The sequence below is a fragment of the Desulfarculaceae bacterium genome, from assembly GCA_020444545.1.
GTDB lineage: Bacteria > Desulfobacterota > Desulfarculia > Desulfarculales > Desulfarculaceae > Desulfoferula.
This window is the reverse complement of sequence record JAHLKT010000001.1, coordinates 480,204-499,915: the sequence shown is the minus strand read 5'-3', so window position 1 is coordinate 499,915 and position 19,712 is coordinate 480,204. Positions and strand designations below refer to the sequence as shown.

Below are 19,712 nucleotides of genomic sequence, written 5' to 3'. Positions count from 1 at the left end.
AGGCATGGGCCTAGAAGTCGTCGTAGCCGCGGTGGATGCGCTTGACCATGATCACCTGGTCGTAGCGGTTTCCCCGGGGGTCCTTGGCGAACTCGGGCAGCACCGCCTGCTCGAAGAAGTCCAGGCGGCGGGCGGCGCGGATGGCCGGGTTCTCGATGCCCCGGATGAACTCCGCGGTGAGCACCCTTAGGCCCAGGTTCACCGAGAGCTGGATCAGATCCAGCAGGATGTAGGTGCCCAGGCGCTGGTTGCGGAAGTCGCGGGCCACCACCACCCGCACCCGGCCGATGTGGCCCCGGGCTCCGGGATGGTTGCGCTCCAGGGTGCCCAGGCCCACGATGAGCCCCTCCTGGTTCGTGGCCACGATGGGCAACAGCTCGGCTGCCTTGTAGTTCACAAAGCAGGCGCGCACCGTGTCCGCCTCGCCCGCGTCGAAGTCCAGATACCAGCGGTCGTCGTGGCTCAGGCCGTCCAGAAACTTGAACAGCGCCGCCTCGTCCTGGTCCGGCTCAATGGGCCGCAGCCAGACTTCTTGGCCGTTCTTGAGGATCAGGGGCCGGGGATAGCCGTGCTTGGAGAAAGGCATGAAGCGCCTCCCGCCGGCCAGGATTAGAGCCGGCTCAGGATGAGTTCCAAGGTGTCGGCCACGCGGCAGCAATAAGCGTACTCGTTGTCGTGCCAGAGATGTAGACGCAAAAGCTCGCCGCTGAGGGCCAGCCAATTCGTGTCGATGAGGGCAGAGTGGGGGTCGCCCCGGAAATCGGCCGCCGCCCGGGGGCGCCCCATGAGGCCCCGCTCCAGGGCGGCCACCCCGCTCAGGCGCCCGGCCACGGCCCGCTCCAAAAGGGCGATGACCTCGGCCGGAGAGGAGGGGGGCTTTTCCAGCACCAAGTCGGCGATGAGCGCGTTGACCACCTGGGTGGGCACCCGGAGGCTCATGGCGGTCAGGCGGCCGGCCAGGGCGGGTAGGGCCTGGCCGGTGGTGCGGGCCACCTCGCTGTTCACCGCCCGCACCCCCAGGGCGCTGCGCCCGGCCGCGAACTCCTTGGCCGGGCCGTCCAGGAGCATGTCTCCCGAGAGCGCCGGGTGCACCGTGAGGATGGCCCCCCGCCGCACCCCGTAGGCCTCGTGGATCACGCCCAGGACCGGGGCCAGGGCGTTGGCCGTGCAGGTGGAGCAGGAGATCAGGCGGTGGGCCGCCGGGTCGTAGGTGTCCAGGTTGATGCCCCGGATCAGGGTCACGTCGGCCGTGGCCGCCGAGCGGGTGAACAGCACCTTGGCCACGCCTTGGCTCAGGAGGCCCCGCGCCTCGGCCGTGGCCTGGGGGTCGCCCGAGGCCTCCACCACCACCGTGGCTCCGTGCCCGGCCCAGTCCACCTGCTGGGGATGGGGGATGTAGCTCACCGGGATGGGGTTATCGTCCACCACCAGCGAGGTGCCCGCCGCCTCCACCTTGCCCGGGAAGGGCCCGTAGGTGCTGTCGGCGGCCAGGAGGTAGGCCAGGTTCTCGGTGAGCTGGCGGTTGTCGCGGCCGCCGGGGTTGAGCTCCGCGATGGCCCGAACCTGGGAGGTAAGGCCGCGCGCGGCCAGCACCCGCATGAGGCAGCGCCCCACACGGCCGAAGCCTATTATGCCGATGCCGGCCACGCGCTCTTCTCGCTTACTTGAGGGTGGCGGCCACCGTGGCCCCGAACTCGCCCAGGGCCTTGACCACCGTTATGCCCGCCGCTTCCATGGCCGCGAGCTTGTCCTGGGCGCGCCCCTTGCTGCCGGAGATGATGGCCCCGGCATGGCCCATGCGCTTGCCCGGAGGGGCGGTGAGCCCGGCCACGAAACCGAACACCGGCTTGGGATAGCCCGCGGCCACCACGGCCGCCGCCTTTTCCTCGGCGTCGCCGCCGATCTCGCCGATGAGGCAGACCGCCTCGGTGCCCGGATCGTCGCGGAACAGCTCCAAGAGCTGCACGAAGTTCAGGCCGATGATGGGGTCGCCGCCGATGCCGATGCAGGTGCTCTGGCCCAGGCCCGCGGCGGTGATCTGGTGCACCACCTCGTAGGTCAGGGTGCCCGAGCGGCTGACGATGCCCACCGAGCCCGGCACGTGAATGTAGCCGGGCATGATGCCCACCTTGGCCTGGCCGGGGGTGATGATGCCCGGGCAGTTGGGCCCGATCATCTTGGTGCCCCGTGCGTTGAGGAAAGCCTTGGCCCGGATCATGTCCATCACCGGGATGTGCTCGGAGATGACCACCACCAGGGCCACGCCCGCGTCCGAGGCCTCGCAGGCCGCGTCGGCCGCGAAGGCGGCGGGCACGAACACCAGGGAAACGTCGGCGCCGGTCTCTTTGACCGCCTCGGCCACGGTGTCGAACACCGGCACGCCCAGGACCTCGCTGCCCCCCTTGCCCGGGGTCACCCCGGCCACCACGTTGGTGCCATAGGCGATCATCTGCTCGGCGTGGAACATGCCCTCCTTGCCGGTGAGGCCCTGCACCACGATGCGGCTGTTTTTGTCTACCAGGATGCTCATCCCTGACCTCCCAGCACCGCCGCCACCTTGGCCGCGGCCTCGCTCATGGAACCGGCAACCTCGAACTTGATGCTGCTTTCGCCGAGGATGCGCTTGCCTTCTTCCACGTTGGTGCCCTCCAGGCGCACCACCAGGGGCACCTTGAGGTCGATCTTCTGGGCCGCGCCCACCACCCCGGCGGCCAGCACGTCGCACCTGAGGATGCCGCCGAAGATGTTGATGAGGATGGCCTCCACGTTGGGGTCATCCAGGATGATCTCGAAGCCCTTGGTGATCATCTCCTCGTTGGCGCCGCCGCCCACGTCCAGGAAGTTGGCCGGCTTGGCCCCGGCCTGGTTGACCACGTCCATGGTGGCCATGGCCAGGCCCGCGCCGTTGACCATGGTGCCCACGTTGCCGTCCAGGCGGATGTAGTTCAGCCCCAGGCTGGTGGCGGTGAGCTCCAGCTCGTCGGTCTCGGTGGGGTCCTTGAGCTCGGCGATGTCCGGGTTGCGCCTAAGGGCGCTGTCGTCGAAGTTGATCTTGCCGTCCAGGGCGATGAGCTTGCCCTCGCCGGTGACGGCCAGGGGATTGATCTCCACCAGGGTGGCGTCCTTGGCCATGGCCATCTTCACCAGGGCCTGGAGCATGGCCGTGCCCTGGCGCACCTGGGCCGCGTCCAGCCCGCAGCCGAACAGGAGCTGGCGGCACTGGAAGTCCCACAGCGGCTGGCCGGGGTCCATGCGGGTGGAGAAGATAAGCTCCGGGGTCTCCTCGGCCACCTTCTCGATGTCCATGCCGCCCGAGGGGCTGGCCATCACCGCCAGGCGCTCGGCCCCGCGGTCCAACACCACCGCCGCGTAGAGCTCGCGGGCGATGTCGGTGCCTTCCTCGATCCAGACCTTGTGCACCAGCTTGCCCTCGGGGCCCGTCTGGTGGGTGACTAGATGCATGCCCAGGATGGCCTCGGCCGCGGCCTTGACCTCGTCCAGGCTCTTGCATACCTTGACGCCGCCGCCCTTGCCGCGCCCGCCGGCGTGAATCTGGGCCTTGACCACGCATACGTCACTGCCCAGTTGTTTTGCGATTTCCACGGCTTCGTCGGGGGTTACGGCCAGGCCGCCCTTGGGCACCGGAACCCCGAAAGAAGCCATTAATTGTTTGGCTTGGTATTCATGGACGTTCATGTGACTATGTCCTTTGCTAGCTGAATATAGTCCCTTGTTCCAAGAGTTAGCATCCTACAACGGTAGGCCGGGAGGCGCAAGCTTTAGGGGGGTTCTGTTGACAGGCACCAGGCCAGACGGTATATTCATCCCCACTTGACGCGGGGTGGAGCAGTTCGGTAGCTCGTCGGGCTCATAACCCGAAGGTCAGAGGTTCAAATCCTCTCCCCGCTACCAAAGATTTCAATGGGTTAGCCGTTTCGGCTAACCCATTCTTTTTGGCTGGGCGCGGCTGAGGTGCCGAAACATGTTTTCCTCTTTTTCCGTTTCGGTTTGTTTTAAGGCCCACGCCGTCTACTTGAAAGGAGCCGGCACCTCCAGGCCCTTGAGATTCAGCTTGGGCAGATGGGGCGGCACCGGCTTGACCACCTGGATGTTCCAGGTCGCGAGGGCGGTGCCCACCAATTCGTCCAGTTGGGCCAGGGATTTCAGATAGCTGGCGATTGAGCCGTGCAGCGAGTCGGCCGCGCTCACCAGGTCGCGGTGGAACAGGAGCACCTGATAGTTGTTGGCCTTGCCCAGCTCCAGCTTGACCAGCTGAATGTCGTACTTCCTCTGGGCCAGGTTGAGCGACTGCTGGCCGATCTTGATCTGGCGCAGATTGCGCTCCACGTCGTTGACCCGGTCGCGGATGCTCTGGCGCAGGTTGCGGCTGGCCTGGTGCAAATCCAGCTTGGTCTTGATCAGGCTGCGCTTGGCTATGGTCACCTGCTGCTGCAAACGGTCACGGGGCAGGCCCAGGGGGATGTTGAACACCACCGAGCCGCTCCAGCCCGAGCCCAGGTTCTTGGCCTCGTCCAGGGCCTCGCCCGGGCTGCCGCCGCTGCCGGTCTGGCTGGTGCCGATCTCCAGGTTAACCTCGTCCAGGGCGTTTGACTCGGCCAACTTCAGGTTCAGCTTGGCGTTTTTCACCGATATCTGTTGGGTGAGGATGTTGGTGTTGGTCTTGAAGGCCTGGTCGGCCAGGGCCTGGTAGTCCACCTTCACCGCCCGGAAGATGAAGCCCTCGATGGGCAGGATCACGATGGTCTCGTTCAGGTCCAGCAGGTTGACCAGGGTGCGGTTGGCGTTCTCCACGGCCAGGTCCTGGTTGAGCAGGTTCACCTCGTTGCGGGCCACCTCCTGCTCGGTCTGCACCAAGTCCGCGGCGGGCATGCGGCCGGCCTGGATGAGCATCTTGTTCTTCTTTAGCTGGTTGCGGCTGGCCTCCAGGGCCCGGATGGCGCTCAGGCGGTTCTCCAGGGCCAACAGCAGGTCCCAATAGGCGGCCTGTATCTCGGTGAGCTTGCCCATGAGCAGAGAGCGGAAACTCTGGAACTCCTGGGCCTCGCTGTACTGGGCCTGGACCACCTCGGCGGTGCCCACGGTGATGCCCGCCCCGCGCAGCAGGGGCTGGGTCAGCTTGGCGCTCAGGGTGGCCTGGTTGTCGGTGGAGCCGGCGTTGCGGTCCAGGATGTTGGCCTGGTTCCAGGAGAAGCTCAGGCGGCCCGCGGTCTCCAGCCGCTTGGTCACCTCCACCCCCAGGTTGCGGTTGTCCTGGTCGCTGCCCGCGTTGTAGGCGTAGCCGCCGGTGATGTTGAACTCCGGCTCGAAGATGCGCTCGGCCAGCAGCAGGTTCTCCACCGAGGTGGCCCGGTCCAGGATGCCCTTTTTCACCTCAATGTTGTCGGTCATGCCCAGGCGGATGGTGTCCAAGAGCTTCAAGGGCACCCGGCGTTTGCCCCCGGTCACCGGCACGTCCTTGGGGTCGGGCGGCGCGGTGAGGATCTCCATCTGCTTGCCGGCCTTGACCCCGGGCTCCTCCCGCCCCTGGGCCAGGGCGCTCAGCGGCCCCAGCAGGGCCAGGCAACAGATTAATGCCAGTACTCGCCGCAATGCTCTATTCCGTCTTCAGGGCGTCGATTATCTGCATGCCCGCCGCCTTGCGTGCCGGGTAATAGCCGAAGAACAGGCCCACCCCCAAGGCCACCCCCAGGCACAGCCCCACCGCGTCCAGGGGCATTTGGAATTGCCACTTCTGCATATCCGCCGCCAGCCAGGCCCCGCCCAGGCCGGCCGCGATGCCGATGATCCCGCCCGCCCCGGAGAGGATCACGCTCTCCACCAGGAACTGAAAAGTTATGTAGCCCTTTTGGGCCCCCATGGCCCGGCGGATGCCGATTTCGCGGCGGCGCTCGGCCACCGACACCAGCATCATGTTCATGATGCCCACCCCGCCCACCACCAGGCTGATGGAGCCCACCGCGGCCAGGAGCAGGGTCAACAGGCGCATCTGGGCGGCCATCTGCTGCAACAGTTGCTTGGGGCTTTCCACCTCCAGGCTCACCCGGCCGTGGGTGAAGCCCTGCATCAGGCGGTTGAGCTCGGCCCCGGCCGCGGCGTGGTCAGTCCCCCGCTTCACCTGCACCACGGCCGAGCCCGCCCCGGTCTGGCCGTCCATGCGCAGGGCCATCCCCACTGGCGCAAAGGCGGCCCGGTTCACCGTGTCCGAGTCATAGCCCAGATCGGCTGGGGCCAGCACCCCGATGACCTTGTAGATGCGCCCCTTGATGGTCAACTCCCTCAGAGGGCGTGGAGCCCCGGCCCGGTCCAGGTCCCGGGCCACCTGGCTGCCCAGCACGAGGTGATGGCGCCCCTGGTCCAGGGGGCTGATAAAGCGACCCCTCGCCATCTTGAGCCGCTTGATTTGCCGGTAGGCCGCCTGCACCCCATTGAGCGTGGCGTTTTCCAGCTTGGCCCGTCCGGCGCGCAGGGTGGCGCTGGTTTCCACGATGAGCGAATAACGCCGGATAGCGCGGCTGTAGCGGGCCAGGCGGGTCATGTCCTCCGGGGTGATCACCGCCATGGCGCCCCACGGCTCGCCCGGCCGAGGCTGGGCCTCGGGCCGGATGGTGAGGATGTCGGTGCCCATGGCCTGGTACTGGCGCATGGACTCGGCCTTGATGGTCTCGCCGATGGCCAGCATGGCCATAACGCTGCCGATGCCGATGATCACCCCCAAGAGAGCCAGGAGGGTGCGCTGCTTGGAGGCCAACAGGCTGCGCACCGCCTCCTTGAGGTTGACCAGCAGGATCACGCCGCGTCCTCCCGGGGCATGTCCTTGAGGCTGCCGCCGTCGGCCATCCACACCCTCCGGCTGCCCTGGCGCGAGAGATGCTCGTCGTGGGTGATCATTACTATGGTCAGCTTGAGTTCGTCGTTCAGACGCAGGAACAGCTCGATGATCTCGCGGCCCATCTTGGAGTCCAGGGCGCCGGTGGGCTCATCGGCCATGAGCACCACCGGCGAGCCCACCAGGGCCCGGGCGATAGCCACCCGCTGCTGCTGCCCGCCGGAGAGCTGGTTGGGCCGGTGATGGGCCTTGTCGGCCAGGCCCACCGACTCCAGCAGGCTCATGGCCGCCTCGCGGCACTCGGCCGCGGGCGCGCCCCGGTAGATCAGGGGCATTTCCACGTTTTCCGCCGCGCTGAGCCGGGGCAGCAGGTTGAAGCTTTGAAACACGAAACCGATTTTGCGGTTGCGCACCGCGCTCAAACGGCGGTCGTTCAGGTCGGAGACCACCTCGCCGTCCAGGCGATAGGTGCCCGCGGTGGGCACGTCCAGCAGGCCCAGGATGTTGAGCAGGGTGGACTTGCCGCAGCCCGAAGCCCCCAGGATGGCCAGGAACTCGCCCCGGTCCACGCTCAGGTCCACCCCCCGCAGCACGTCCACCGCCACCTCGCCCAAGTAAAAGGTGCGGGTGATGCCCCTCAGATCGACAATCGGTTTGGCCGGATAGGAGGGATCGCTCTCTGGGGTTTTTGTGGACACGGCCCTAGTAGAGGATCTTCTGGCCGGGCTTGAGGCCCGAGGTGATCTGCACGAACTCATGGTCGCTGATGCCGGTCTTGACCGCCTGCCAGCGGGAGCCCTGGCCCGAGGGCAGGCGCACCCGGGGGGAGCCGTCGTCGAAGTTCACCGCCGGGATGGGCACCACCACCGCGCCCCGGGCCTGGGAGGCGATGAACAGCACCGAGGCGCTCATGCCCAGGCGCAGGCTGCCTCGCAGCTCAGCGGGCAGCTTGGTCAGCTCCACCACCACCGGGAACTGGGGGCTCGAGCTCCGGTTCTGGGCCTGGGGCGCCACGGAAACCACCCGAGCCTCCAGCTTGCGCGGCCCCAAGGCGGGCACCGTGACCATGGCCTGGCCACCCACCGCTATGCGCCGAACCTCGGACTCGTCCACCAGGGCCTTGACCCCCAGGTGGCTGAGCGAGCCCAGACAGAGTAGGGCCTGGCCCTCGGCCACCTTGGCCCCCCGCTCGGGCAGGCGGCCCGGCCGGTCGCCGCCCATGGGGGGCATGACCACCCCGGCCACCGGAGCCCGCACCACGGTGCTGGCCAGCTGGGCCTTGGCCTCGTCCAGGGCCAGCTTGGCGTTCAAGAGATCGAGGCGGGCGATGCGCAGCTGGGCCGGGGAGGCCTGCTCCTTGGCCTTGCTCAGGTTCTCGGTGGAGGTGGCCAGGGCGTGCTGGGCCTGTAGCACCGCCGCGCGGGCGTTCTCCAAATCCTGACCAGCCACGATGCCCAGCTTGTGCAGGCGCTGGGTCTCGGCCAACTGCCTCTCCTTGCGCTCCAACTCCCGGCGGGCCATGTCCAGGCCGCGTTGGGCCTGCTTGAACTCGGGCCTGCGGTGCCAGTTCTCCAGCTCGTTCATCTTGGCCCGGGCCTTGAGCAGGGCCGACTCCGCGTTGCGCACCTTGGGCAGCAGCTCCCGCTGGTCCAGGCGCAGCAGCACCTGACCCTTGGGCACCTCCTGTCCCAGCTTGAAATCCAGGGCCTCCACGTGGCCCCCGGCCTGGGCCGAGACGGTGACCATTTCCAGGGGTTCCAGCATGCCCCGGGCCGGCACCGTGACCATGAGGTCCTGGGTCTGGGCCTGGGCGGTTCGGAAGTCGGCCAGGTCCTGGTCGGCGGCGGCTTGTTCGCTGGACGTGGGCGAGCCCTCCTGGGGCAGATAGTCCACCTCGTACCACCAGATGAGTGCGCCGATAAAGGCCAGCAGCAGGGCGGCCGCGGCCAGCTTCATGCGCCAGCCCCGGGCCTGGGCCTCTTTGAGGCTCTGGTTCTGGGCCTCCAGCTTCTGGTAGGCAACGCGCAGCTCCTGCTGTTGGGCCTTGCCGGCCTCGGCCAGCTCGGCCGCGTGACTCACGTCCTCCAGGACCAGGACCCAGCCCTCGCCCCCCTCGGGCCAGCCCGAGACCAAAAGTTGCCGGGGCTTGCCGCCCGGATGATGGTACTCGGCCTCGCTCTGGTCCAGCTCCTGGCCGGACTCCACCAGGTCCCGGGCCAGGGATAGCAGCGGCTGGTTGGAGTCGTGCTCGGGAAGTACCTGAGCCAGGGGCTTGCCCTGGGCCTCGGCGGCGTCCAGGCCCAGGATTTGGGCGGCCGCCGGGTTGAGGGAAGCAACGGACCCGTCGCCCTGGAGAACCACCACGCCCACATTCAAGGCACTGATTATGCGGCTGGCGGGAATCTCGCGGACCACGGGACATCCTCGGCTAGGGAGAGCAAAACACAACATCCTAAATTGACGGAATGATTATGGTCAAGCAGAACCGGGCCCGGGGGGCCTTCCCCGTGCCCGGCGCATGATGGCGCTTATTTATGCGGCTTTAGGCCGCCGGGGAGCTTCTTGGCCTTGGCGCGCAGGCACTGGGCAAAGGCGTCGGCAAAGGCCTTGCAATTGCCCCGGTTCATCTTGGCGTCTGAGTATTGGTTGATCGGATGATTCGGTCCTGCATCGGGAACCCGGAAAACATGATATTTGACGCAGTTGTGGGCCATGTCGCTGTGGGCCCTATTAATGGCCGCGTCAACCGAGGCGGCGTTGACTATCTGGCCCTTTGAGGGGCATTGCCTGGCCAGGGTCCCACCGGGTGCGGCCCACCATTTGTGCGGTCCATCGCACAGCATTTGATTTGCATACTCTTTATTGTCCAGGACAATGCGGGCGTAAAATTGGTCCCTGCTGCAGGTCATCCTTTTGGCTTTTTTCACGCAATCCCATATTGCGCGGTCGCACTGTTGCTTCTGGCTGCCCGCGGCCCAGGCCGGGCTTGCGGACACGGAAGCGCCCAGGCCCAGGGCCAGGATCAACGACAGCGTGATCTTGATCATCTTTATGAGCATGGGAATCCTTTTGCGGGCAATGAAACGGTCGTCCGTCCCGGCTATTTGAAGGGATTGCGCTTGTACTTGTCATGCAGGCACTGCGCGAAGGTGTCGGCAAAAGCCGTGCAATTGGCCCCGTTCTGGTCGCGCCCCGGGTACCGGTTGACTCCGGCCGATTCTGATGCGTTGGGATTCAGGAAAACATGAAATTTGAAGCACTCATGCACCATCTCGCGGCGCGCCCTTTTAATGGCCGCGTCCACTTTTCCGTCGCTTACCCTCTGGTTTTTTGAGGGGCAGCTCCTGGCCAGTGTCGTCCCCGGCCCTACCCACCATTTCATGTAGCCTTTGCACAGGCTTTGATTCTCATACATACGCCCCTGCCCAGGATACGCAGGAGGTGCCGATGCTTGCGTCCAGGGCCGGTTGCAGTTCACCCTTTGGGCCTTTTTCACGCAATCCCATACGGTCTTGTCGCACGTCTGTTTTCCACCTCCGGCCGCCCAGGCCGGGCCGGTGGTCACGAAAGCGCCGAGGCCCAGGCCCAGAACGATCGTCAACGCAAATTCCAGGTAAGTGCGGACCATGGAAACCCCCTCTATCGAGGCGTGCCGGACGGCGTAATCGATTTTCCCTATAGTTTCATGAATGGCAGGGCTTTAATACTGTTTATTTACGCCGCCGGGTCAAATCCTTTTGCACGCCCCCGCCGGCTCCGCCGGGCCAGCAGGGCGTCCCCCGCGATCAGAACCAGGCCGAGCCAGGGCAGCCAAGGCGCGATCAGCGGGTACAGGGGCCGCAGGTCAGCGCCGGGGATGAACATGGCACGGCTGAGCGTGGCGGCTTTGAATGCAGGCGTGAGGCTGCCCGGCATTATCTCGCCGCTGGCCGCCACGTGCGCCCCCAGGCCCGAGTTGGTGGCCCGCACCAAGGGCACGCGGAACTCCACGCTGCGCAAAAGGGCCAGGGACAGATGCCGGGCGGCCGCCTGGCTGCTGCCGAACCAGGCGTCGTCGCTCAGGTTGATTATCAGGTTGCCCCCGGCGGCCCGGCCCTGGCGGATCAGGCCCGGGAACAGCACCTCGTAGCACAGGGTGGGTATGGCCCGCGCGCCGGGGCCCAGGTCGAACAGCACCACCCCGCCGCCGGGCCGGTAGTGCTCCGCGCCGGGGAACAGATCACGCAGCCAGGGAAAGCGATGCTCCAGGGGCAGGTATTCGGCAAAGGGGAAGAGCTTGCGCTTGCGGTAGACCGCCCTGATGCCGCCCTCTGGCCCGTAGAACGCGGCCGCGTTGTACTGGGCCTCGCTGAAAAGCCAGGAGCCGCCCGGCCCGGGCTCGTAGTCCATGCACGCCGCGATGACCGGACGCCCGGCCTTCGCCGCCAGGCCGGGCAGGAACGAGGCCAGCGCCTGGCCGCCCGGCACCCGGCCGCAGTCCAGGGCCGGGGGAACCTCGGGCCACAAAGCCACGCTGCCCGGCGGCGCGGCCTGGGCGAGCGCCAAGGCCCGGGCCTCCAGGGCCGCCTGGACGGGCTCCGGACCCTGACCCCGCACCGGCACATTGGGCTGCAGGACGGTGAGGCTGACGAAACGATCCGGCGCGGCAGCTGCGGCCAGCGCGCGGAACTGGTTCAGACGCAACGCGCCATAGCCCGCCACCACGGCCACGACCAGCGCCAGGGCCACGGCCCGGGACCACAGCCAGCGGCGGCGCAGAAGCCCGGCCAGCAGCTCGGCCCCCAGCCAGTTGACCAGGACCACCAGGAACAGCAGCAGGGGCGCGCCGCCCAGATCAGCCATCTGGATGAACAGGGGCTGGTCAAAGAGATGATGGGCCAGGCTGCCGTCGAATAGGCCGGGGAACAGGCTCACCAGCACGCCGAGCCACAGGGCGGCGCGCAGCGGGCCCAAGGCGCGGCCGCGCCGGTTCATCCACCCGCAGACCAGGCCGAAGGCCGCGTAGGGCAGGGCGTGGTACAGGCAGGCCAGGAGGGTGAGCCCCCGGGCCGACCAGGCCGGGATGTTCACCCAGGCCATGAGCCCGATCTCGAGCCACCAGATGGCGACCAGCCAGATGCCCAGGCCGTAGGCCAGCCCCCAGGCCAGGCCGCACAGGGGCCGCACGCCTCGCATGGCCAGGGCAAAGGGAAGCATGGCCACCCAGGTCAACCAAGACAGGCCCGTGCCCGGCGAGCTGGCAGCGAATAGGCCCACCGCGCAGGTCACCAGGATCAGGCGCCAGGTATGGTTCAAGGCAAATGGCACGCGGGGTGTTCCCTTACCTGTTAAGGCCAATGATTAAGGTAGCCAGGTAATGTGAGGAGGAAAAGATCGTAGCACGGATCCCACCTCACAATCCTGGCTTGCCTCCGGCGTTTTGCCAATGATACGTCCCTGGATCATGTATGCCGTAATTGCCAGAATTTTCGTCCTGCTGTTAGCCGTGGTCCTGTTTGCCCCGGGGGTTTGGGCGGGTTTGGAATTCCCCGGAGCCAATGTCGCGGGCACCGTCACGGACCAGAACGGGACGCCTTTGACCGGCGTACACGTACGCATAACCAACAAGGGCGACGGCCGCAGCAGGGTCGCCGTGACCAATGCCCAGGGCAAGTATGCTTTTCGATTCATACCCGAGGGCGTTTACGCCATCGCGGTCAATATAGAGGGCTTCAAGACCCAGAAACGAAGTTGTCCCGTGGCGAGCCAGCAAGGCGGGGGCGTTAAAAGCATCACTGTTGATTTTATTCTGCAAGTGAAACCTGGCGAAAAACTGGTTGTGTCGGGCCCTGACGACGGTGACTGGAAACGCGGCCAATCAGAATATTGACCGGCTAACTTCACTCCGACCAAATGCAAGCGGGGACCGGTCTAGAGGCCGGACCCCGCAAGATTGTTGGGGCTCCCCCGGCAGGTCATGTTGTCGCATGAAGGTAGTCGGCTAAAAGTTTAAGCAGGGACGCACGCCAAAAAATTATTCGTGCAATTCCTCCCTGAAAAACTCCAATAACAGACAAGCCGACGGCCACGGACTAGGTGCGTATAGGGTGCGGATTGGGGGTGCTGGGTGCATGGATTCGCACCCATTTGCAACCACAACCCTTTTAACTTAGTGATATAATTGTATTTAGAAATCATCTCATAACCCGAAGGTCAGAGGTTCAAATCCTCTCCCCGCTACCATAAAAAATTAAATGGGTTAGCCGACATCGGCTAGCCCATTTTTCTTGCCTAATTTTCAGATTCCTCACGCCATTTCATGCATGGGTGCCCCAAAACGGACGTTGGCCATCGGATGCGCCCCCGTTAGGGCAACCATCTCCTAATGTAGGGCCAAGGGCAGGCATAGGCTTCTGGCTGGCCGAGCCCTGCAGGGAGGACTCTTCACGAGGCTAGTTCGACAATCTCCAGCCCTTGAAAATCCCGCCGATCTCCCGTTCCATCACGGCGTCGACACACCGGTCCAGGGCCGGAGAGATTTTGCAACCCAACTGCTTCCAGCGTCTGGCCATGGGATTGAAGGCCGCGTCCAAACTGTCCATGGTCGCCCCGTTTCGACACGCGCGCAGGGCGATGGCGTCCATACGGCGGCACTCCTCCTGCGGGGTCAGGCGCCTGGCCTGCTGGGCCGGTGGGGCCTGCTGTTGCCGGGTGGCCGGGGGGACGGCCTGAGCTGGGGCCTGGCGGGCGGCCTGGGCGAAAATGCGCTCTCCGACCTGGCGCCAGTAGCAGTTGTTTTGCCGGGCATAGGCCAGGGCCTTGCCGGCCTCCCGGGTTTGGCGGGCGGCGATGTTGCGGTCAAAGATAATGGCCGCCCGCAGGCACAGCGCCTTGGAGCGCCCTTTGTCGTACCAGTAGCATCCCCTGGCCTGGGTCAGGATGCTTTTTAGCCCGCCCAGGTTCTGGCTTTTCTGAGCCTGGGAGAACGCAGAGTCGTAGTTACGGCTTAAATCATGGCAGCGCAAAAATGCCTGGGCCTTGGTTTGCCAGGAGCAGCCTTGCGCCTGGCCTACCGCCTGGTAGGCGGCCCGGCGGTCGCTTTTCGATAGGGCCTGGTTGTAGGCAAGCGCCAACTTGCGGCAGCGTTCCTTTTTGGCGGCCTGGGCCTGGCTCTGCTTGGGCGGGCCGTAGGCGCTCAGGCGCACCGTGCTACCCGCCCTGAGGGCCGCGCCGGGGGCGGGGTTCTGGGTGGCCACCTTGCTCGCCTGCCCGGGCCTGGTCGCGGGCCCGGCGGAGCTTATCTTGTACTTGAGCCCCGCTCGCCCCAGGGCCTGGGCCGCCTGCGCGGTGCTCATGCCCACCAGGTTGGGCACCGACCGCTGGGCCTGCAATTGGGCCTGGCCGGGGCACTTGTGCCGGTTGATGGCGGCCAGGCTGGAGGCGGCCTGCTTTTGGTTGCCCTCGGCGGAGAACTTGCGGAGGGCGCTCCACAGCTTGCGGCACAAGGAAAGGGGCACGCAGTCGCTGCGGTCCTGGTTCCACACCCATCCTTTTGCGGCGTTGCAGGCGCAGGTGGCCCGGTTCCCCGCCGGGTCCCACTGGGCAAAAGCGTGCTCCGGGCAGCGCTTGGCCAGCAGGGCCTTTTGCTTGCGCTCGGCCCGGGCATAGCAAGCGTCCGCCTTTTTGGCGGCGGCCAGGGCCGCGCCCCGCGCCTGGCGCACCGCGGCATAGGCCTGGGCCATGTCGCCGAATACTTTGGGCACGTCCTGCGTCTGCTGCCAGGCGTGCACCAGCCGGAGCAGCTCGGTGTGGCGCTCGTCGAGCATGGAGCGGTGTTGGGCCTCATCCGGACTGCCGGTGGGCTCCAGCTTATTACTGTTTTTTAACAGCAGAGGATCTTTTTTCAGGCGGGTGAAGAGCGGGGTCAGTATGGCCACGCATTGGCGGGCGTACTCGGCCTGGGCGGGGGTCAGGTTTCCCGGTGGCGGGGTTCCCCGGCGGGCGCTCTTGTATATGCTCCACACCAGGTTTTGGTTGCTCCCCACTTGCTTGGCCCCTTGGCGTAGCACCCGGTCCAACTCGCTGAAAAGGGCATTCATCCGCTCGCGCTGTTTTTCGAAATAGTAGTAAGGTTCATCGCTGAAATAGCCCAACTCCAGCTTGCGGGCCCGTTCGTGGAGCTCATGCGCCCGTTGGGCCTTGTCGCCCAGGGCCCGTAGCCTGCCCCAATTGGCGCGCAACCAGGCGTTGGCCTTTTGGGCTTGCCCCATGGCCGCGTCCAGCGCCTTTTGCTCCACCACGGCCTGAGCCAGGGTCTTTTGCAGCTTGATCTGCTGGGCGGTTATGCGGCCCTTGTCATTTGCGGCGCAGGCGGCGCGGGCTTGGCGGGCGGCTTGGGCATACAGGGCTTTCAGCGCCCCGGCCCGGCCTTTCACCTGTTTGGCCAGGAGGTACAGATCCCTGGCGTGCCCAAGGGCCCGGTTGAACATTGCAGCATGCTTGAGCACCTGGGGAGTGAGCAGGGCCTCCTTCTTGCGGTCCGCCTGGATAGCCTTCATGGCCCCCTTGTGATTGTCCCAATCCCGGCTGGAGGCAAAGTTGCCCATGCGGCCGGTGATGTCGCGCAACTGGGCATAGCTGGCGGCCAAGGGGTCCTGCCCGGGCGCGGCCCATGCCGGGCCGGCCAGGCAGAGAGTCAAAAACAAGGGATAAATGAGGCTCAAGAGGCGTAAGGGCAGATGGGGCATGTGCTAAGGCAGTTCCAGAATATGCGGTAAAAAGCCGCTTATCGAATCAAGGGTCCGTTTTGCGGCGCCAACGGCTGCGGGGCGGGGGAAATGGGTCCCCAACGCTTTCTTTCAGCTTTGCCTGCCGATTATTCTCGGCAATTCCGCGGGAAAACGCCAGCCCTCCAATTTTAAAGCATAGTAAGTTGTCGCTGATAGGCGGTCAAGCCAAGGAGATTTTCTGGACTGATCGCCCCCAAGGCCCGGATAAGCTTTTAAGACTCTCCCCGCCGCCGAAAATAGCGGCGCCGGGCAGAAGCAATTCCCCTGGTTTGAGATTGCCGCAGGACGTCTGGGAAACCACGCGGCCTGTTATTTTTGGCCGCATCCAGAGCTTGCCCGGCAGGAGGCCTAAAGGGCCTCCGCCCGGTTGCGGCCCTTTTCCTTGGCCAGGTACAGGGCCTGGTCGGCCCGGTTATGCCAGGAATCCAGGTCGTCGGTTTCGGGGTCAAAGGAAGCCAGCCCCAGGCTGATGGTGCAGGATATCTCTTGGCCCTCGGCCTGGAAGGCGTGGCCTTCAATTTTTTTGCGTAGCCTTTCGGCCACCTCCAGGGCGGCCTCCGAGGAGGTCTCCAGGAGGATGATGCCGAACTCCTCTCCGCCCACCCGGCCGAAAATGTCGCTGTCGCGCAGCTCTTGGCTGATCAGCTTGGCCAGCTTGCGCAGCACCAGATCGCCGGCATGATGGCCCAGGGTGTCGTTGATCTTCTTGAATTCGTCCACATCGATGTTGAGCAGGGATATGGCCTGGCCGTAGCGCGCGGCCCGCTTGGTCTCCAGGGCGGCGGTGTACATGAACTGGCGCCGGTTGGCGATGCCGGTCAGCTCGTCGGTCAGGGAAAGATGGCGCAGCTCCTGCTCCACCTCCTTCAGGGCCGAGATGTCCATGAAGCTTTCCACCAAGCGCTCTTTGCCGTCCAGATTGACCAGAGCCGCGGTCTTGAGTATGGGCGTCCTTTCGCCGTCGGCCCTGCGGAGCTGGCCCTCGGAGTAGTCCGCCGTCAACCCCCGGTGGGTGATGGGGCACTGGTCGTTGTTGTCCGGGCAAAGATAGCGGTGGCACACCTCGCCCAAGACCTCGCCATTGGAGGCTCCGAACATGTCCAGGGCCACGGAGTTGGCGTCCACGAAGCGGCGATCGTGGGGATCGATTACCACGATGCCCGCCTGGATGGAGTCCAACATCTCGCGCACCAGGTTTTGGCTGCGCAGCAGGGCCTGCTCGATCTGGTTCCTCTCCCGGGAATAGCGGATGGCCCGTTCCAGGGTTTTGGGGTCGGTCTCAGATTTGAACAGGTAGTCCTGGGCGCCGTCCCTGATGGCCTGAAAGGCCGTGCCCTCGTCATCCAGGCTGCTGAGCACCACGATGGCCTTGTCCGGAAAGGCGCTCTTCATGCGGCGCAGGGTGTCCAGCCCCTCGCTATCGGGCAGAAACAGGTCCAAAAGGATTACATCCGGGTCGAAGTCCCCGGCCGCCGCGATGGCCGGTTCCAAGGCGTCGGCCGCTTGGACCAAATACGATTCGCGGGTCATCTCCGCCAAGATGCCCTGGATGAGCATGCTGTAGGTTTTGCTGTCCTCGACCAGAAGCAGGCGTATGGGATCGGACATTGCGAACACCTTTTTTTAGGGGCGCCAATATATTTGATTTAACATAGCCCGGGCGCGACAACAATCGGCCGCGCCAAAAAACCCCGGCGAGTTGTAGCTTTTTGCCTCGGGCCCGCCCCCCGGCAAAAAGAACCGGCCGGGGCATCAGCCCCGGCCGGTCCGATAGAATACGCGAGAGGTTGCGGGCTAGGGCTTGCTCACGGTAAGGGCCACTGCCTCGGTGTAGCGCAGCACCACGTCGTCGCCCTTTTTTACCTGATCGAAGTCCTTGGCGTCGGGGCCGATCTTCAGGGTGCGCACCTTGCCGGCCGGGCCCTTGAGCGCCACGGTGCGGGCCTTGTAGTCGATGGCCACCACCTGGGCCCTAAGCTCCACCACGTCGGCCACGATGCCGCCGGGCTTCTGGCCCTTGGGCGCCAGGGTCACCACCTGGGCCGCGCCGGCCGCGGGGCCGCCCTGGGGCTTGGTCACGAACAGGGCCAGGGACTGGATGAAGTCCACCAGCACCTTGTCGCCCACCTTGACCTGCTCCAGGTTGCGGGCCTGCTTGGCGTTGAGGACCACCTCCTTGCCGCCGTCGCCTTTGATGGTCACCTTGCGCGCCTTAAGGTCCAGCGCGGTCACGGTGCCGCCGAGCTGCACCACCTCCACCGCCACCACCCCCGGCTGGCCGCCCCCGCCGGCGGCCATGGCCAGAGACACCGGGCCCAACACCAAGGCCATGGCCAGGATCACCAAGATCAACCTTTTCATGCTTCAACTCCTTATCGTGTTTTTGTAGCGACCGCCTCCGGCGGGGCATCACCGAAAGCCGAAACAGGGAAACCAATGCTTCTCGTCTTTGAGGCAAAGATTGGAACCCGGCGGCGCCGGCCGCCCTGGCTTGCATTTCAGCAAGGCGGGGAGGGGGCGGGCAAAATCCGTGGGGCGCCGGGACGGCCCGGGCCCGCGCCAAAGCCCTACTCCGGAGGAGTGTAGATATCCTCCGCGTCGCCCGAATGATCGTGGCTGTACTTGTTCTTGATGGCCAATATTTCGTCCCTCACCGCGAAAAAGGCCTCCACCACCTCGGGGTCGAAGTGGCTGCCCTTGCCCTCGGCGATGATGTCGAAGGATTTCTCTTCGGAAAAAGGCTCCTTGTAGGGCCGCCGGGAGATGAGCGCGTCGAACACGTCGCTGATGGCCGCGATGCGCCCCACCAGGGGGGTCTGCTTGCCCTTGAGGCCCCGGGGGTAGCCGGTGCCGTCCCAGCGCTCGTGGTGGGTCAGGGCGATGATCTCGGCCAGCTTGAGGTAGCCCGCCTTGGCCCCGGAGAGGATGCGCGCCCCGATGGTGGTGTGGGTCTTCATCACCTCCCACTCCTCATCGTCGAGCGGGCCGGGCTTGAGCAGTATGCTGTCCGGGATGCCTATCTTGCCCACGTCGTGCATGGGCGCGGCGTAGAGGATCCACAGGGCCACCTCCTCGCCCAGGCCCATGTGGCGGGCCACCGCCGCGCCGTAGGAGCTCATGCGCAGGATGTGGGCTCCGGTGTCCTCGTCCTTGTACTCCGCCGCCCGGGCCAGGCGCATGATGGTGTCCAGGGAGGCCTGCTTGAGCCTGCCCATGGCCTGGCTGAGCTGCTCGGTGCGCCGGGCCACCTCCTTCTCCAGCTCGGCCTGATAATTGGCCATGAAGTCGTGGTAGGCCTTCACCTTCATCTGGGAGGCCACCGTGGCCTTGAGCTCGATCTTGTCCACCGGCTTGGAGAGGAATTCGTTGGCCCCGGCCTCCAGGGCCTTCACCCGGTCCTCCACCGCCCGAAGCGCGGTCACCATCACGATGGGCACGCCCTCGTTGGCCTGGTCTTGGCGAAGGCGGCGAGCCACCTCGAAGCCGTCCAGGCCGGGCATCATCACGTCCAGCAGCACCAGGTCCGGGGGATCGGCCTGGGCCATCTTCAGGGCGCTCTCGCCGTCCGGCGCGCTGGCCACCTCATAACCGAGAGGGATCAGCAGGTCCTCCAGCAGCTCGCGGTTGAACTGCTCGTCGTCCACCACCAGAATCTTGCGGGGCTCCGGTTGCTCCGGGCTAGACCCGCCGCCTTGCCTTGCCTGGTCCATAATGCCGCCGCCGTCCTTCCCTTTAGCCGTTCAGGTAGGAGAGCACCTGGTTGGCGAACTCGCGGGTGTCGATGGGTTTGGTGATATAGCCTTCCGCCCCGGCCAAGAGCGCCTTGTCCCGGTCGCCGTCCATGGCGTGGGCGGTGAGGCAGATCACCACGATGCCCTGGGTGGCCGGGTCCCGCTTGAGGCGGCGGGTGGCCTCCAGGCCGTCCATGCCCGGCAGGCCGATGTCCATCAGGATGATGTCAGGGGCCTGGGTGTGGGCCAGGTTGAGGCCTTCCTCGGCCGAGGAGGCGGTGAGCACCTCGAAGCCGCGCACCTCCAGCAGGTCCTGGGCCAATTCCATGTTCAGGGCGTTGTCTTCCACTATGAGAGCTCTTGGCC

17 protein-coding genes and 1 tRNA gene are annotated in these 19,712 nt (G+C 65.6%); 2 read left to right on the top strand and 16 right to left on the bottom strand.

Annotated elements, in window-relative coordinates:
* Positions 1 to 10: 10 nt before the first annotated feature.
* Genes KQH53_02315 through sucC form a run of 4 tightly spaced genes read right to left on the bottom strand, consistent with a single transcriptional unit; the run spans position 11 to position 3,696 of the window.
* Positions 11 to 586, bottom strand: coding sequence for a GNAT family N-acetyltransferase (locus tag KQH53_02315; GenBank protein MCB2225483.1), 576 nt, complete (start codon positions 584 to 586; stop codon positions 11 to 13).
* A gap of 23 nt (positions 587 to 609) precedes the next feature.
* Positions 610 to 1,647 (bottom strand): hypothetical protein, encoded by a 1,038-nt coding sequence (locus tag KQH53_02310; GenBank protein ID MCB2225482.1) that lies wholly within the window; start codon positions 1,645 to 1,647, stop codon positions 610 to 612.
* A gap of 13 nt (positions 1,648 to 1,660) precedes the next feature.
* The gene (sucD, locus tag KQH53_02305; GenBank protein MCB2225481.1) at positions 1,661 to 2,530 is read right to left on the bottom strand and encodes a succinate--CoA ligase subunit alpha; all 870 of its coding nucleotides are present in this window, start codon (positions 2,528 to 2,530) and stop codon (positions 1,661 to 1,663) included.
* On the bottom strand, positions 2,527 to 3,696 hold the full coding sequence (sucC, locus tag KQH53_02300) for an ADP-forming succinate--CoA ligase subunit beta (GenBank protein MCB2225480.1): 1,170 nt from the start codon (positions 3,694 to 3,696) through the stop codon (positions 2,527 to 2,529). The genes sucD and sucC overlap by 4 nt, the downstream gene beginning before the upstream one ends.
* A 139-nt stretch (positions 3,697 to 3,835) precedes the next feature.
* On the opposite strand from sucC, the gene KQH53_02295 reads away from it, so the two are divergent.
* Positions 3,836 to 3,912 (top strand) — tRNA-Met (locus tag KQH53_02295).
* A 117-nt stretch (positions 3,913 to 4,029) separates the two neighbouring features.
* Here KQH53_02295 and KQH53_02290 read toward each other — a convergent pair.
* The 7 genes from KQH53_02290 to lnt form a co-directional block, all read right to left on the bottom strand.
* A complete protein-coding gene (locus KQH53_02290; protein ID MCB2225479.1) occupies positions 4,030 to 5,610 on the bottom strand; it encodes a TolC family protein in 1,581 nt (526 codons plus the stop codon).
* 4 nt (positions 5,611 to 5,614) lie between these two features.
* Complete coding sequence (locus tag KQH53_02285) at positions 5,615 to 6,811, bottom strand: ABC transporter permease (GenBank protein MCB2225478.1); 1,197 nt, start codon at positions 6,809 to 6,811, stop codon at positions 5,615 to 5,617.
* Positions 6,808 to 7,497, bottom strand: coding sequence for an ABC transporter ATP-binding protein (locus KQH53_02280; protein MCB2225477.1), 690 nt, complete (start codon positions 7,495 to 7,497; stop codon positions 6,808 to 6,810). The genes KQH53_02285 and KQH53_02280 overlap by 4 nt, the downstream gene beginning before the upstream one ends.
* Before the next feature lie 52 nt (positions 7,498 to 7,549).
* Positions 7,550 to 9,262 (bottom strand): efflux RND transporter periplasmic adaptor subunit, encoded by a 1,713-nt coding sequence (locus KQH53_02275; protein MCB2225476.1) that lies wholly within the window; start codon positions 9,260 to 9,262, stop codon positions 7,550 to 7,552.
* A 113-nt stretch (positions 9,263 to 9,375) separates the two neighbouring features.
* Complete coding sequence (locus KQH53_02270) at positions 9,376 to 9,906, bottom strand: hypothetical protein (GenBank protein MCB2225475.1); 531 nt, start codon at positions 9,904 to 9,906, stop codon at positions 9,376 to 9,378.
* Between the two features lie 41 nt (positions 9,907 to 9,947).
* Positions 9,948 to 10,475, bottom strand: a complete 528-nt coding sequence (locus KQH53_02265; GenBank protein ID MCB2225474.1) for a hypothetical protein — start codon at positions 10,473 to 10,475, stop codon at positions 9,948 to 9,950.
* 86 nt (positions 10,476 to 10,561) lie between these two features.
* On the bottom strand, positions 10,562 to 12,154 hold the full coding sequence (gene lnt, locus KQH53_02260) for an apolipoprotein N-acyltransferase (GenBank protein MCB2225473.1): 1,593 nt from the start codon (positions 12,152 to 12,154) through the stop codon (positions 10,562 to 10,564).
* 118 nt (positions 12,155 to 12,272) lie between these two features.
* On the opposite strand from lnt, the gene KQH53_02255 reads away from it, so the two are divergent.
* On the top strand, positions 12,273 to 12,716 hold the full coding sequence (locus tag KQH53_02255) for a carboxypeptidase-like regulatory domain-containing protein (GenBank protein ID MCB2225472.1): 444 nt from the start codon (positions 12,273 to 12,275) through the stop codon (positions 12,714 to 12,716).
* Between the two features lie 562 nt (positions 12,717 to 13,278).
* Here the strand turns inward: KQH53_02255 and KQH53_02250 are convergent.
* From KQH53_02250 to KQH53_02230, 5 genes are all read right to left on the bottom strand, one after another.
* Positions 13,279 to 15,474 carry a PASTA domain-containing protein gene (locus KQH53_02250; GenBank protein MCB2225471.1) on the bottom strand — a complete coding sequence of 732 codons (2,196 nt, stop codon included), beginning with the start codon at positions 15,472 to 15,474 and terminating at the stop codon, positions 13,279 to 13,281.
* A gap of 489 nt (positions 15,475 to 15,963) precedes the next feature.
* Positions 15,964 to 17,223, bottom strand: coding sequence for a diguanylate cyclase (locus KQH53_02245; protein ID MCB2225470.1), 1,260 nt, complete (start codon positions 17,221 to 17,223; stop codon positions 15,964 to 15,966).
* A 186-nt stretch (positions 17,224 to 17,409) separates the two neighbouring features.
* Complete coding sequence (locus tag KQH53_02240) at positions 17,410 to 17,976, bottom strand: copper-binding protein (protein MCB2225469.1); 567 nt, start codon at positions 17,974 to 17,976, stop codon at positions 17,410 to 17,412.
* Between the two features lie 206 nt (positions 17,977 to 18,182).
* On the bottom strand, positions 18,183 to 19,325 hold the full coding sequence (locus KQH53_02235; protein MCB2225468.1) for a two-component system response regulator: 1,143 nt from the start codon (positions 19,323 to 19,325) through the stop codon (positions 18,183 to 18,185).
* A 22-nt stretch (positions 19,326 to 19,347) separates the two neighbouring features.
* Complete coding sequence (locus KQH53_02230) at positions 19,348 to 19,695, bottom strand: response regulator (GenBank protein MCB2225467.1); 348 nt, start codon at positions 19,693 to 19,695, stop codon at positions 19,348 to 19,350.
* Positions 19,696 to 19,712 lie beyond the last annotated feature (17 nt).

Coding starts and splice junctions, on each gene's coding strand:
- KQH53_02315 (MCB2225483.1), bottom strand. CDS start 586: ATGCCTTTCTCCAAGCACGGCTATCCCCGGCCCCTGATCCTCAAGAAC.
- sucD (MCB2225481.1), bottom strand. CDS start 2,530: ATGAGCATCCTGGTAGACAAAAACAGCCGCATCGTGGTGCAGGGCCTC.
- sucC (MCB2225480.1), bottom strand. CDS start 3,696: ATGAACGTCCATGAATACCAAGCCAAACAATTAATGGCTTCTTTCGGG.
- KQH53_02270 (MCB2225475.1), bottom strand. CDS start 9,906: ATGCTCATAAAGATGATCAAGATCACGCTGTCGTTGATCCTGGCCCTG.
- KQH53_02265 (MCB2225474.1), bottom strand. CDS start 10,475: ATGGTCCGCACTTACCTGGAATTTGCGTTGACGATCGTTCTGGGCCTG.
- KQH53_02255 (MCB2225472.1), top strand. CDS start 12,273: ATGATACGTCCCTGGATCATGTATGCCGTAATTGCCAGAATTTTCGTC.
- KQH53_02245 (MCB2225470.1), bottom strand. CDS start 17,223: ATGTCCGATCCCATACGCCTGCTTCTGGTCGAGGACAGCAAAACCTAC.
- KQH53_02240 (MCB2225469.1), bottom strand. CDS start 17,976: ATGAAAAGGTTGATCTTGGTGATCCTGGCCATGGCCTTGGTGTTGGGC.
- KQH53_02235 (MCB2225468.1), bottom strand. CDS start 19,325: ATGGACCAGGCAAGGCAAGGCGGCGGGTCTAGCCCGGAGCAACCGGAG.